Raw genomic sequence first — 13,381 nt, forward strand, 5'->3', positions numbered from 1 at the left:
CCGCAACACCCGCAACCAGGGTGTCCTGGTCGTCAACGCCGCAAACCTCGTCCCCGCCTATTCCAGCCCGATCGGACGCCGCGCCGACGAGTTCGCCGTCGTCCGCGCCGGCCTGAACTACAAGTTCGGCTCGTACTGAGACGACGCCGACGGAGCGACGGTCCGGCCTGCCGGCCGCCGCTCCCCAGGCCTGACGATCGGAGAGGCCGCTTCCGCGAGGGGGCGGCCTCTCCGCTTTCAGCGAGCGGAACTGCACGTCGGATCTGGGATCATCGTCCGGTCGACAGGTCGGGCGGTCCCGATCCCCGACGCGGCCGCCCTCCCCAGCAGAGGGGGGGAGACGCGCGGAGCCGTTCGTCTCCTGTCCGACGCAGATGTGTGGACGGGGCGAACCGGCGCCCGCCGCGCGGTCAGGCCGTCGAGGGTCGGCGGGCGCCCGGTTGCGGGGCGCGGCCCGGCACCAGCGACAGGGCCGCCGAGATCAGCGCGAACGCCACCAGGGGCAGGAGGCTTAAGGTGAAGCTGCCGGTCCCGTCCTTGATCGCGCCGATCAGGTAGGGCCCGAGGAAGCCGCCGAGATTCCCGACCGCGTTGATCGCCGCGATGCTGGCCGCCGCGGTGGCGGGGGGCATCTGCTCGGTGGCGAGCGCCCAGAACGGTCCTTTCAGCATGTAGACGCCGACCGCCGCCACGGTCAGCGCCACCACCACCGGCCCGAGCCCGGTCAGCACCGTACCGCCCGCGAGCCCGAGCGCCAGGATCAGGAAGGAGAGCGCGAGGTGCCAGCGCCGCTCGTCCGTCCGGTCGCTGTGCCGGCCCCACAGGATCATGGCGACCGACGCGAAGCCGTACGGGATGCTGTTCAGCAGGCCGGTCTCGACGTTGCCGAGGCCGAAGCTCTTGACGATCTGCGGGGTCCAGAACGAGAGCCCGTAGCTGCTCGCCGTCGAGCCGAAATAGATCGCCGCGAACAGGGCAAGCCGCCGGTCGCGCAGGATCTCCCACAGGGGCGGCTTGGCCGCCTGCCCGCGCTTCGTATTGCGCGCCGCCTCGGCCTGGAGCTGCCGCGCCAGCCAGTCGCGCTCGGCCGCGGGCAGCCAGGCCGCGTCCCGCGGACCGTCCGGCAGGAACCACAGGACCGCGACCGCCATCAGCACCGCCGGCAGCCCTTCGAGGATGAACAGCCACTGCCAGCCCGCGAGCCCGAGCCCGGTCACGTTGAGGAGCGCCCCCGAGATCGGCGAGCCGAGGAACGACGAGATCGGGATCGAGATCATGAAGATCCCGATGATCCGCGCCCGGTAGGCCGAGGGGAACCAGTAGGTGAGATAGAGGATCACGCCCGGGAAGAACCCGGCCTCGGCGAGCCCGAGCAGGAAGCGCAGGCCGACGAACGACCACGGCCCCTGCACGAGCGCCATGGCGGCGGAGATCAGCCCCCAGGTCGCCATGATCCGGGCGATCCACAGCCGCGCCCCGAAGCGCTCGAGCATCAGGTTGCTGGGGATCTCCATCAGGAAGTAGCCGAGGAAGAAGATCCCGGCGCCCCAGCCGAACACGGTAGCCGACAGGCCGACATCGTGGTTCATCTGGATCGCCGCGAAGCCGACATTCACGCGGTCGAGGAAGGAGATGAAGTAGGCGAGGATCAGGAACGGCACGAGCCGCCACCCGATCCGGCGCATCGCCGCGCGTTCCAGGGCGGTCTCGTCCGGGGAGCCTGTCACGGGGCTTGGCATCGGGCCTGTCCTCATCGCGGAGTCCGCGCGGATTCGGAGGACGCCCGGCCCCACCGCGACGGCGGGGTGACGGACCTCTCGGGCGTCCTCGCGGGCCGGTCATCTCTGGCGGTGACCTGTGCCGATCCTGCTTAGCCCGTCACCGGCGCGGCTGGGAAGCCGGTGCGATGCGGTGACGGACCGGATCTGTTGACGGTGCGGGCGTCTTCGTAGGCCGGGAGACCGTCGAGGATTGCGCGATCGAGGCGGTCCCGGGGCGGGAGCGGCGCCTCCCCTCAACCTTTCTTCACGTTCCAGAACACCGGCACGCCGTCGAGCACCCCGGTCAGGGACGGCTTGTACGAAGTCTGGTTGAAGTACTGGCCGAGCGGCAGGTAGGGCAGGTCGATGAAGGCCTGCCGCTGCAGATCGTCCGCGAGCGTCTTGCGGGCGGCGGTGTCGGGGGCGTCGAGCCACCGGTCCCGCAGGGCCTCGATCGTCGCGCTCGTCGGCCAGCCGATCGCGGCGGTCTGGCCGGTCCCGCGCAGGAAGGCGCTGACCGCCGGATTGGCCTGATCGAGCCCCGCCCAGAAGGTGCAGAAGGCGCTCCAGCCCCCTTGCGCGACCGGGTCCTTCTTGGTCCGCCGCTGCACCACCGAGCCCCAGTCCATGATCTGGTAATCGACGTTGAAGCCGGCGCGGCTGAGCATGTCGGCCGCGACATCCGCCATCGCCTTCAGGCTCGGGAAGTCGGAGGCGCCCATCAGCACCACCTTCTCGCCCTTGTAGCCCGCCGCCGCCAGCGCCCTCTTGGCCCCCTCGTAGTCGCGCTTGGCCGTGAACACGTCGAGGCCGACATCGCTCGCCATCGGCAGGCCGGGGCAGAAGAAGCCGGTCGGCACGTGGATCAGCTTCGGATCCGTGCCGGTCACCGCCTGCATGACGTCGGTCTGGTCGACGACCTTCAGCAGCACCTGCCGGATCGCCGGGTTGTCGAAGGGCGGCTGAAGCTGGTTCATCCGCAGGCAGCCGATCAGGCCGGTCGGATCGATGATCCGCGTCGTCAGGCCGCCGAGCGTCGGCACGAGGTCGGCGGGCGGCTGCTCCCACCAGTCCATCTCGCCGGTCTGCATGGCCGAGGCGGCGGTGGCCTGATCGGGGATGGTGGTCCACTCGACGCGGTCGACGAAGACGCGCTTGGAGCCCGAGGTCCATTTCGGTTCCCCGCCCTCCCGGGGGACGTAGCCGGCAAACCGCTCGTAGACGACCCGGGCGCCGACCACGCGCTCGTCGGCCTTGAAGCGGAACGGTCCGCTGCCGACCATCTCGGTCACCTGCGTGAACGGGTCGGTCTTAGCCAGCCGCTCCGGCATGATCGCGCAGATCGAGGAGCCGACCTTGCCGAGGGCATCCGGCAGGAGCGCGAAGGGCTTCTTCAGGCGGAACTGGATCGTCCGGTCGTCGGCGGCCGAGAGTTCGTCCGTATAGGCCATGAGCGTCTGGCCCATGGCGTCGCGCTTGCCCCAGCGGGCGACGCTCGCCACGCAATCCCGGGCGAGCACCGGGCTGCCGTCGTGGAAGGACAGTCCAGGCCGGAGCGTCAGACGCCAGAGCTTGCCGTCGTTCTCCACGGTGTGGCCGGCGACCATCTGCGGCTGCGCCGCGTAGGCGGCATCCGTGCCGTAGAGCGTGTCGAACACCGCGAGCCCATGGTTCCGGGTCACGTAGGCGGTCGTCCAGACCGGATCGAGCACCGTCAGGTCGGCCTGCGGGATGAACTTGAGGACCCGGGCGGCCGTGCCCTGCGCCAGCGCCGGGGCGGCGAGCGCGGCGCCCGACAGGGCCATGAAGGATCGTCTGTTGAGCATGCGGCCTGTCCACCCGATGAGGTCCGGCCGAGCGTAGCACGCCCCGGGCCAGGCGGCGTCAGACGGCCTCGGTCCCTCGGCGACGCCCCATCCCCCGGGCGACCGGTCCGCGGATCCGGTAAGCGGAAAGAACTCTATTCGATCCTACGGACGCGTTTTTCCATCGTGATCGGTCGCAGGAACAATGTTTTGTCAACAGAAAGACTTTATTGCCCCTCATACGGCCGCAGCGGTCGAGCCCGGCAGTCAGGACGTCCCCAGGGCGTCGATCCGGCCGGCGATGCGCGGCCGCCACCCGGTCGTTCGACCGGACGCGAGTTTCCAGGATCAAGCGCCACCATGAATTTCACGGTCTCCGCACGCCTCGCCGCGCGCCGGTTCGCCTATCAGCACGCCTCCGTGCTCACCGCCCTCGACCAGGGCATGAGCCTGATCGCCGCCGGCATGGCCGACGTGACGATCACCGACGCAAGCGGCCGGATCCGATCGCCGGCGGCGCTCTACCAATCCCTGTTCGGCAGCATCGCGACGCCGCAGGCCCGGCCGGCCCCGGTGGCGCTGCAGGCCGCCTGATTGGTCCGGGACGGCACCATCAACCGCTGAGGTCCGCCGCGGCGGCCGCACTCGATCTTGGACGCAAAGAAATTCTGCGGATACGGGGCCGTGTTTCTGGACATCCATCGAGATCAGGCTTAACCTAAGAGTGTTCGTGCCGCCGACGTTTCGGCTCGAATGCTTCCAAGGATCGGTATACATGAAGCGCCGTAGCGCGCGGCCATTTATGGTCGAAGTCAAGCACGCCCGGACCCCACGCACAGCTCTGCAAGTCCCCGAGCCGCAGGCGCGGCCCGACAAGGTCCTCTGGCCGGAGCTGGCGCAGGCCGAGCCCAAGTCGGCGCAGCCGGCGTTCGAGGCGGCGCCGCCTCCGCGGGCGGAGCCGAAGGAGCCGGACGCACCGGTCCGGCGCGTCCTGCCGAGCCTCGTTCCGATGTTCCAGGGTGCGGACGAGCCCGAGGCCGAGCCTGAGTTCCCGGCCGAGGCGCCGCCCCGGCGGACGCGGCGCAAACGCACCCCCGTGGCCGCGCAGCCGGCACCGGAGGCGGCCCCGGCCGAGCCGGCGCGGGAGGTCCGTCCGACCGCGGCCCGGGCGGAACGGATTGCCACGCTGACGGTGAAGCCGGTCGCCGCGGCTGCCGATGAGCCCGGACAGGGCGCAGCACCACGATCCCCGACTTGGCGTCGGACGAAGGAACTCCGGCTCGGCGAACGCTGGAAGCGCCGTCTCCCGCCTTATCTGCGCTGAAGCGGGCTCAGGCATTAAACGCCTGCGTGCCGTGGATGGCCGTCATGGGCGTGGGAAAGCCGTCGTGCGCTTTCCCCGAGAACCGTTCCCGAACACGATGCAGATCCAGTGTTCGCGTCGATGACTCCGGCGTGGCCGTCGCTCCGGACGGAGCGCGGCGGTTCAGCGGCACCGCGCGCATTATGGTCGCGCCGCATCGACCGCGGCGTTCCAACGGAAACCGTATCAGCCCCGGATATCCACGGCCTGCTGCATCCGCCAGACCGGTCGATGGGAGCTCAAGCCGCCGACCGCTCGGGCCTCGCGCCCCCGGCCAGGCGCGAGTTGCGGTATCGCGGATCGCCCGTGACCTCGCGCTGGACCCAGGGCGGCAGAACCACCGGCTGATCCTCGCGCGCGAGTTCAATCTCCGCCAGGATCAGGCCCGCGAGCGCGCCGCCGAACACGTCGACGTCCCAGGTCGCCCCGGCATGCTCGACGCGGAAGCGCGTCTTCTCCAAGCGACGGTTGGCCGGCACGCGCGCCAGCAGCACCGCGCCGTCCGCCGGGGGGACCGCGAACTCGACCTCCTCGCGGCTGGTGCCGCGCCGCGGGCTCTTCCACGTCACCAGCATGCGCTCGCCGGCTTGGCGGATGCGGATCGTGTTGGCGTCATCGGTGAAGAGATAGCCCTGAACCAGCGGCGTCCCCGACCGGCAATGCGCCAGCACGGCGGGGCCCGCGATGAATTTGCGCTCGATTTCGACAGCCATGCTGCGACTCAGGGTCATTCAATCGTGGAAGTTTCGCCGACAAACCGGCGCGCGGCAAGCAGTCCGGCCAATGCTGAGAAGAGCGTGACATGCATGGCTCTTCGCCGCGTGAGGCGGGACGTGTTGCCACATTCTTCAACTATGTAAAGGATGTAGGAGTCGCAAGATTGCAGAATCACCGTCGGCAAACCCGTCCTTTCTCACCCGCGAGTCCATCGCTGAAGACAGAATCGAAACGTCCGAGCCTGAAGAAGCTGCTGCGGAAGGCGCAGGCCAAGCCGCTCAAGCAGGTCGCGGCGCTGCCGTTCCGCATCGGATCGGACGGTCAGGTCGAAGTGATGCTGATCACGTCGCGGGATACCGGCCGCTGGATCATCCCCAAAGGCTGGCCGATGATCGGCCGCAAAGCGCATCGGGCCGCCGAACGGGAAGCGTTCGAGGAGGCCGGCCTGACGGGACAGATCGCGGCGGATCCAGTCGGGTGGTACCGCTACGAGAAGCGCCTCGCCCAGGGGCGCGCGCTGCCCTGCAAGGTCCGCGTCTACCCGCTGCGGGTCGAGGTCCAGCACCCACGCTGGCCGGAGCAGGCGCAACGGACGCTCCGGTGGTTCGCCCCGGCGGATGCGGCGCGCCTCGTCCAGGAGGACGATCTCCGGCGGCTGCTCGCGGGCTTCGCCGCGGGGCCCGCCTGCGCCCGTGTCTGAGGATGCGCGGCTCGGCGCGACCCCGGGCTGCGTGTTCTTACCGCCAGTATGCAACTTATGATTAGTATTCACGGCGTAGCCTTCCGGACGATACCGCCGGTTGGGTCCATTCGATGTACCGCGCCTTCACCTGCCTCGCCGATGAGCACACTGTCTGGGTCGTGGTACTCGCGGCCTGCGTGTGCTGGATCACCTGCTCGGTCGCGCTGAAGCTCGAACAGCGGGTTCGGATCCGCGACGGCGGCCCCGCCCTGATCTGGCCGCTGGCGGCGGGGTTCTCGATCGGTTCCGGAATCTGGAGCACGCATTTCATCGGCATGCTGGGCTACGACCCCGGCGTCGTCCTGGGCTACGAGCCCCGGATCACGTTGCTGTCGCTGGCCGTCGCCATCGCGGCGGCCACGGCGGCCTTCCTGTTCGCGCGTTCGGGATCGTCGGCGGGGTCGTCTGCGGGCTCGTCGGCCTGGGTCGGCGCGGGGGCGGGCCTCGTGCTCGGCCTCGGCATCGCCTGCATGCACTTCCTCGGCATCGCGGGGGTGCGGCTGCCGGGGCATTTCACCTGGGACGGCGCGCTCGTGGTGACAGCCATCGCGGCGGGCGGCCTGCTGGCGGCGGTCGGCATGGCGGTCCACGTCAGCGGCACCGACGGGCGCACCCGGGCCGCGGCGGCCACGATCCTGACGCTGGCCATCGCGCTGCTCCACTTCCTGGCCATGGCGGCGGCCCGGGTGGTGCCGGATCCGGCCCTGGCGGTCCCGCAACTCGGCCTCGACCGCGGGGTGCTGGCCAGCGGCATCGCGGCCGTGATGGCGGTGATCCTGGCCTTCGGTGCCCTGACGCTGATGCTGGACCGCCTGCACGGCATGAACGTCGCGCTGGCCCGCCAGGGCCGCATGCTCCAGGAGAAGACTCGGCTGCTCGACGACACCCTCGACAGCATGGACCAGGGCCTGATCAAGGTCGATGCGGGCGGCATCGTGCGCGTGTGCAACGAGCGGGCGCTGGCGCTGCTCGATCTGCCGCGGGCGATGATGCAGGCCCAGCCGCGCTACCGCATGGTGCTGCGCTATCAGGCCCGCCAGCGCGAGCGGAACCCCACCGATCGGGCCTTCCGCGCCTGGGTCGCGCGCGGCGAAGCGGGGCGGGCTCACGTCCACGAGCGCACGCGGCCGAACGGCCTCGTTCTGGAGGTCCGTACCGTCCCGCTGGCGGATGGCGGCTTCGTGCGGACCTTCACCGACATCACCAAGCGCAAGGCCGCCGAGGCCGAGGTGGCGCGCCTCGCCCGTCACGACGTGCTCACCGGCCTGCCGAACCGGGCGCTGTTCCACGAGACCGTGGCGCGCAGCCTCGCCGACATCGCCCTGCACGGGGGCGCCTGCGCGGTCCTGTACCTCGATCTCGACGGGTTCAAGGGCGTGAACGACAGCCTCGGCCACCAGGCCGGGGACGAACTCCTGCGGCACGTCGCGGGCGGTCTCGTGGGCGTGGCGGGCGCCGGGGCCGTGGCGCGCCTCGGGGGCGACGAGTTCGCCGTGCTGGTCCCCGGAGGGGCCGTGCAGGCCGGCCCCCTGGCCGAACGCCTCATCGCGCTGTTCGACCACCCGCTCAGCGTGGGCGGGCACCGGATCAGCGTCGGCCTGAGCGTCGGCATCGCGTTCGCTCCCGAGCACGGCACCGCGGCGGAATGCCTGTACCGGCGCGCCGACCTCGCGCTCTACCGGGCCAAGGCCGAGGGACGCGGCACGTTCCGCGTCTTCACCCCCGCCATGGACGAGGAGGCCGAGGCCCGCCGGGTGCTGGAGCGCGACCTGCGCCAGGCCATGGACGAGGACGGGCTCAGCCTCCATTACCAGCCGCAGGTGGACGGCCGGACCGGCGCGCTCATCGGGTTCGAGGCGCTCCTGCGCTGGGTCCACCCGGAGCGCGGCCCTATCGGCCCGGACGTCTTCGTGCCGCTGGCGGAGGAGACCGGGCTGATCATCGCCCTGGGCGAGTGGGTGCTGCGGGCGGCCTGCCACGAGGCGGCGGGGTGGGCGCAGCCCCTCAAGATCGCGGTGAACCTCTCGCCCCGGCAGTTCCAGAGACCTGACCTGCCCGAGCGGGTCCTGGCCATCCTGGCGCAGACCGGTCTGGCGCCCGACCGTCTGGAACTCGAAGTCACCGAGAGCATCATCATCAACGACATGGCCCGGGCTGTCGGCATCCTCCGGCGCCTGCGGAGCTACGGGATCCGGATCAGCATGGACGATTTCGGGACCGGCTACGCGTCGCTGGCCACGCTCCAGGCCTTCCCGTTCGACAAGCTGAAGATCGACCGCTCCTTCGTGTCGCAGCTCGGCTCGGAGCCGCAGGCGGCCGCGATCGTGCGCGCGGTGCTCGGCCTCGGCCGCAGCCTGGGCATGGGGGTGGTGGCGGAGGGCGTCGAGACCGAGGCGCAGCGGGTGTTCCTCGCCGAGGAGGCCTGCGGCGAGATGCAGGGCTACCTCTTCGGCAAGCCGCGCCCGATCGCCGACTACGCCGTCGCCCTCGAACCCGCCGCCGACGTGGCCGCCCGGGTCGCTCCCGGCCTCGCGCTCGCCGGTTGAGGCCGCCGGGACGGGAACCGGCACAGGGCCCCGCCGTTGGTTCATCAGATTGGATCGCTTCTAAGTTTTGAGCGATCCGCGATCCTACGGGAGCCTGATCATGAATGCGAAGTGCGAGACCTGCCGGTTCTTCGACGAGCACAAGGGCAACGGCGCCGTCGCCCAGAACGATGCCGGCCTGTGCCGCTTCAACCCGCCCGTCAGCCAGCCCGCCCCCGAATCGAAGGGCCTCTGGCCGGTGGTCGCCTCCAAGGACTGGTGCGGCCACTACACGCCCGAGATGACGGCGGCCGAGTAAGCGCCCCGCACGGATGCGGTGACAGGGGCCGGCCTTCGGGTCGGCCCTTTCGTTTGCGCGGGCGCGACGGATGGGCCCAGCTTCACAGCGCCCCCTGATCGGCGCGCGCTTGTCGCCTACCTTGGAGGCGATCTAGGCTTTCGGTGCTGTCCCGCGGGTGAGCCCATTCGTGTCGGTCCGCACGCCCGCGCCGCGCGGGGAAGCACCGGCCGCACAGTTTTGATTCGAACCGGAGAAACTTGATGGTGGGAGCCACCGCACCGGCGGCCTCTGAACGAACCGACGCGCCGATCCTCGCCCAGGTCACCTTCACGGTGAACGGCCAGCGCCGCGACCTCGAACTCGACACCCGCACCAGCCTGCTCGACGCCGCGCGCGAGCACCTGCACCTGACCGGCTCCAAGAAGGGCTGCGACCACGGCCAGTGCGGCGCCTGCACGATGATCGTCGACGGCCGGCGCATCAACGCCTGCCTGACGCTGGCGATCATGCATCAGGGCGCCGAGATCATCACGATCGAGGGCCTCGGCCAGCCCGATCACCTCCACCCGATGCAGGCCGCCTTCGTCCGCCACGACGGCTACCAGTGCGGCTATTGCACGCCGGGCCAGATCTGCTCGGGCGTGGCCGTGCTGGCGGAGATCAAGGCCGGCATCCCGAGCCACGTCACCGCCGATCTCGAAGCCGCGCCGCAGGTCACCGAGGCCGAGATCCGCGAGCGCATGAGCGGCAACATCTGCCGCTGCGGCGCCTATTCCAACATCGTCGAGGCGATGACCGAGGTGGCAGGAGCGCGGGCATGAAGTCCTTCACGTACGAGCGCCCCAGCACACCCGCCGAGGCCGCCGCCGCCGTCGCCCGCAACGGCCAAGCGAAGTTCATCGCCGGGGGCACGAACCTGCTCGACCTGATGAAGCTTCAGATCGAGACCCCGCGCCACCTCGTCGACGTGAACGGGCTCGGCCTCGATGCGGTGGAACCCACCGACGATGGCGGCCTGCGGATCGGCGCCCTGGTGCGCAACACCGACCTCGCCGCCCATCCGCGGGTGCGCAGGGATTACGGGGTCCTCGCCCGGGCGCTGCTCGCCGGCGCCTCCGGCCAGCTCCGCAACAAGGCGACCACCGCCGGCAACCTGCTCCAGCGGACCCGCTGCCCGTATTTTTATGATACGGCCCAGGCCTGCAACAAGCGCCAGCCGGGCTCCGGCTGCTCGGCGCTGGACGGGGTGAGCCGCCAGCTCGCGGTGATCGGCGGCAGCGCGGCCTGCATCGCCACGCATCCGGGCGACATGGCGGTGGCCATGCGCGTCCTCGACGCCACCGTGGAGACGGTCGACGACGCCGGCGCCGCGCGAAAGATCCCGATCGCCGCGTTCCACCGCCTGCCCGGCGACGATCCCTCGCGCGACACGAACCTCAAGCCCGGCGAGCTGATCACCGCGGTGACGCTGCCGAAGCCGGTTCCCGGCACGCATATCTACCGCAAGGTGCGCGACCGGGCCTCCTACGCCTACGCGCTGGTCTCGGTCGCGGCGATCCTCGGCAAGGACGGCAGCGGCCACGTCGCCTTCGGCGGCGTCGCCCACAAGCCCTGGAGGGTGGAGGCGGCCGAGGCCGACCTGCCCCAGGGCGCGAGGGCCGTGACCCAAAAGGTCTTCGCCGACGCCGAGCCGACCCACGAGAACGCCTACAAGCTGAAGCTCGCCGAGCGGACCCTCGGCGCGGCGCTCAACCAAGCGAGGGCCTGAGCCATGAAGTTCGATTCCCCCGCCGGCCCGAACCCGATCGACCGCCTCAAGGTCGTGGGCCATGCCACCGACCGGATCGACGGCAAGTACAAGACCACCGGCACCGCGCCCTACGCCTACGAGCGCCACGACGTCGCGCCGGATGCCGCCTACGGCTACGTGCTGGGCTCGGCCATCGCCAAGGGCCGGGTGCGCGGCATCGACACGGCCTCGGCCCGGCGGGCGCCCGGCGTCCTCGCAGTGGTCACGACCCTCGACACCCCGCGGATCGCCCGCGGCGTGATGAACGTCGCCTACCTGTTCGGCGGCGACGTGATCCAGCACTACCATCAGGCGATCGCGGTCGTGGTGGCCGAGACCTTCGAGCAGGCCCGGGCGGCGTCCTTCCTAGTCACGGTCGACTACGCCCCCGAGGCGGGGCAGTTCGACCTCGCCGTGGCGGCGAAGACCGCCGAGCCGGTGCCGGCCGACAGCGGCGAGGGCAGCGGCGGCAACGGCGAGGAGCGGGTCGGCGACTTCGAGGGCGCCTTCGCGCAGGCGCCCGTGACCCTCGACGCGACCTACATCACCGCCGACGAGAGCCACGCCATGATGGAGCCGCACGCCACGGTGGCGGCCTGGGAGGGCGACCGGGTCACGCTCTGGACCTCCAACCAGATGATCGGCTGGGGCCATGGCAGCATCGCCAAGATGCTCGGCCTGCCGAAGGAGAAGGTCCGGCTCGACGCGCCCTATGTCGGTGGCGGCTTCGGCGGCAAGCTGTTCATACGGGCCGACGCGGTGCTGGCGGCGCTCGCTGCCAAGCAGGCGGGCCGGCCCGTCAAGGTGGCGCTGACGCGCCCGCTGATCGCCAACAACACCACGCACCGGCCCGCCACGATCCAGCGGGTGCGCATCGGCGCGACGCAGGACGGCACCATCACGGCGATCGCGCACGAGAGCACGTCCGGCAACCTGCCGGACGGCGATCCCGAGACCGCGGTGAACCAGACCAAGTACCTCTATGCGGGCAAGAACCGCCTGACCGCCATGAAGCTGGCCCGGCTCGATTTGCCCGAGGGCAACGCCATGCGCGCGCCCGGCGAGGCCCCAGGCCTCGCGGTGCTGGAGGTCGCCATGGACGAGATGGCCGAGAAACTCGGCCTCGATCCGGTGGAGTTCCGCATCCGCAACGACACGCAGGTCGTCCCGACCCAGCCGGATCTGCGCTTCTCGCAGCGCGACCTCGTCGGCTGCCTCAAGCTCGGCGCCGAGAAGTTCGGCTGGGCCAAACGGAACCCGAAGCCCGGGCAGGTCCGGGACGGCCAATGGCTCGTCGGCCTCGGCATGGCGGCGGCCTTCCGCGACAACATGGTGATGAAGTCGGGCGCCCGGGTGCGGCTCGACTCCGGCGGCACCGTCACGGTCGAGACCGACATGACCGATGTCGGCACCGGCAGCTACACGATCATCGCGCAGACCGCGGCCGAGATGATGGGCGTGCCCCTCGACCGCGTGGCGGTTCGCCTGGGCGATTCCGAGTTCCCGGTTTCCGCGGGCTCGGGGGGACAGTTCGGTGCCAATTCCTCGACCGCGGGCGTCTATGCGGCCTGCGTGAAGCTGCGGGAAGCGATTGCGCAAAAACTCGGCTTCAACGCCACCGACGCGGTGTTCGAGGACGGGGAGGTCCGGGCGGGCAACCGCGCCATCCCGCTGGCCGAGGCCGCATCCGACGGCGCGCTGGTCGCCGAGGACACGATCGAGTTCGGCAAGTTCTCCAAGACGCAGCAGGTCTCGACCTTCGGCGCGCATTTCGTCGAGGTCGGCGTGGACCTCTACACCGCGGAGGTGCGGGTCCGGCGGATGCTGGCGGTCTGCGCGGCGGGGCGGATCCTCAACCCGAAATCGGCCCGCAGCCAGGTGATCGGCGGGATGGTCATGGGCACCGGCGCAGCCCTGATGGAGGAGCTGGCGGTCGACACCAAGCGCGGCTTCTTCGCCAACCACGATCTCGCCGGCTACGAGGTGCCGGTCCACGCCGACATCCCGCACCAGGAGGTGATCTTCCTGGACGAGGTCGACGCGATGTCCTCGCCGATGAAGGCGAAGGGGGTGGGCGAGCTCGGAATCTCGGGGGTCGGGGCCGCGGTGGCGAACGCGATCTACAACGCCACCGGGATCCGGGTGCGGGACTATCCGATCACCCTGGACAAGCTCCTCGACCGCATGCCGGACGCGGCCTGATCGCGGGAGGCGACGCCCTCTCCCACGGGCTGGGAGAGGGCGATCGTCGGGGATGTGGGTCTCGCGCCGCGCCGGAACGGGTGGCGATGGCGCTCCGGTCGGCCTCCGGCCGCGCAAGCTAGAGGCGGCCCTGCAGGTCCGCAGACGAGCGACTAAATTTTATGTCATAAAGAATGA

General features: G+C 70.5%; 11 protein-coding genes and 1 pseudogene. 9 read left to right on the forward strand and 3 right to left on the reverse strand.

The features are described from left to right. Window positions 1-139: pseudogene (locus tag MKK75_RS24905) on the forward strand (porin family protein); the annotation flags it as partial. Between the two features lie 271 nt (window positions 140-410). Here MKK75_RS24905 and MKK75_RS24910 read toward each other — a convergent pair. After that, window positions 411-1,739 carry an MFS transporter gene (locus tag MKK75_RS24910; protein WP_244045189.1) on the reverse strand — a complete coding sequence of 443 codons (1,329 nt, stop codon included), beginning with the start codon at window positions 1,737-1,739 and terminating at the stop codon, window positions 411-413. 275 nt (window positions 1,740-2,014) lie between these two features. Next, window positions 2,015-3,586, reverse strand: coding sequence for an ABC transporter substrate-binding protein (locus tag MKK75_RS24915; RefSeq protein WP_244045190.1), 1,572 nt, complete (start codon window positions 3,584-3,586; stop codon window positions 2,015-2,017). A gap of 339 nt (window positions 3,587-3,925) precedes the next feature. Between MKK75_RS24915 and MKK75_RS24920 the strand changes: the two genes are divergently transcribed. After that, on the forward strand, window positions 3,926-4,159 hold the full coding sequence (locus MKK75_RS24920; RefSeq protein WP_244045191.1) for a hypothetical protein: 234 nt from the start codon (window positions 3,926-3,928) through the stop codon (window positions 4,157-4,159). Window positions 4,160-4,340: 181 nt separating this feature from the next. After that, the gene (locus MKK75_RS24925) at window positions 4,341-4,889 is read left to right on the forward strand and encodes a hypothetical protein (RefSeq protein ID WP_244045192.1); all 549 of its coding nucleotides are present in this window, start codon (window positions 4,341-4,343) and stop codon (window positions 4,887-4,889) included. Between the two features lie 278 nt (window positions 4,890-5,167). Here the strand turns inward: MKK75_RS24925 and MKK75_RS24930 are convergent, their stop codons facing one another. After that, window positions 5,168-5,641 (reverse strand): CYTH domain-containing protein, encoded by a 474-nt coding sequence (locus MKK75_RS24930; protein ID WP_244045193.1) that lies wholly within the window; start codon window positions 5,639-5,641, stop codon window positions 5,168-5,170. 245 nt (window positions 5,642-5,886) lie between these two features. Between MKK75_RS24930 and MKK75_RS24935 the strand changes: the two genes are divergently transcribed. The 6 genes from MKK75_RS24935 (at window position 5,887) to paoC (ending at window position 13,204) form a co-directional block, all read left to right on the forward strand. Continuing rightward, window positions 5,887-6,345, forward strand: coding sequence for an NUDIX hydrolase (locus MKK75_RS24935; protein WP_244045262.1), 459 nt, complete (start codon window positions 5,887-5,889; stop codon window positions 6,343-6,345). A 113-nt stretch (window positions 6,346-6,458) separates the two neighbouring features. Next, the gene (locus tag MKK75_RS35855; protein WP_279594110.1) at window positions 6,459-8,933 is read left to right on the forward strand and encodes an EAL domain-containing protein; all 2,475 of its coding nucleotides are present in this window, start codon (window positions 6,459-6,461) and stop codon (window positions 8,931-8,933) included. A 100-nt stretch (window positions 8,934-9,033) separates the two neighbouring features. Continuing rightward, window positions 9,034-9,231 carry a hypothetical protein gene (locus MKK75_RS24955; RefSeq protein ID WP_243998730.1) on the forward strand — a complete coding sequence of 66 codons (198 nt, stop codon included), beginning with the start codon at window positions 9,034-9,036 and terminating at the stop codon, window positions 9,229-9,231. A gap of 242 nt (window positions 9,232-9,473) precedes the next feature. After that, entirely contained in the window at window positions 9,474-10,034 is a 561-nt protein-coding gene (gene paoA / locus MKK75_RS24960) for an aldehyde dehydrogenase iron-sulfur subunit PaoA (RefSeq protein ID WP_244045194.1), read from the forward strand. Further along, complete coding sequence (locus tag MKK75_RS24965; RefSeq protein WP_244045195.1) at window positions 10,031-10,981, forward strand: FAD binding domain-containing protein; 951 nt, start codon at window positions 10,031-10,033, stop codon at window positions 10,979-10,981. Before paoA ends, MKK75_RS24965 begins: the two co-directional genes overlap by 4 nt. A gap of 3 nt (window positions 10,982-10,984) precedes the next feature. Then, window positions 10,985-13,204 (forward strand): aldehyde oxidoreductase molybdenum-binding subunit PaoC, encoded by a 2,220-nt coding sequence (paoC, locus tag MKK75_RS24970; protein WP_244045196.1) that lies wholly within the window; start codon window positions 10,985-10,987, stop codon window positions 13,202-13,204. Window positions 13,205-13,381: the final 177 nt, after the last annotated feature.

The sequence above is a fragment of the Methylobacterium sp. J-030 genome (assembly GCF_022829545.1).
GTDB lineage: Bacteria > Pseudomonadota > Alphaproteobacteria > Rhizobiales > Beijerinckiaceae > Methylobacterium.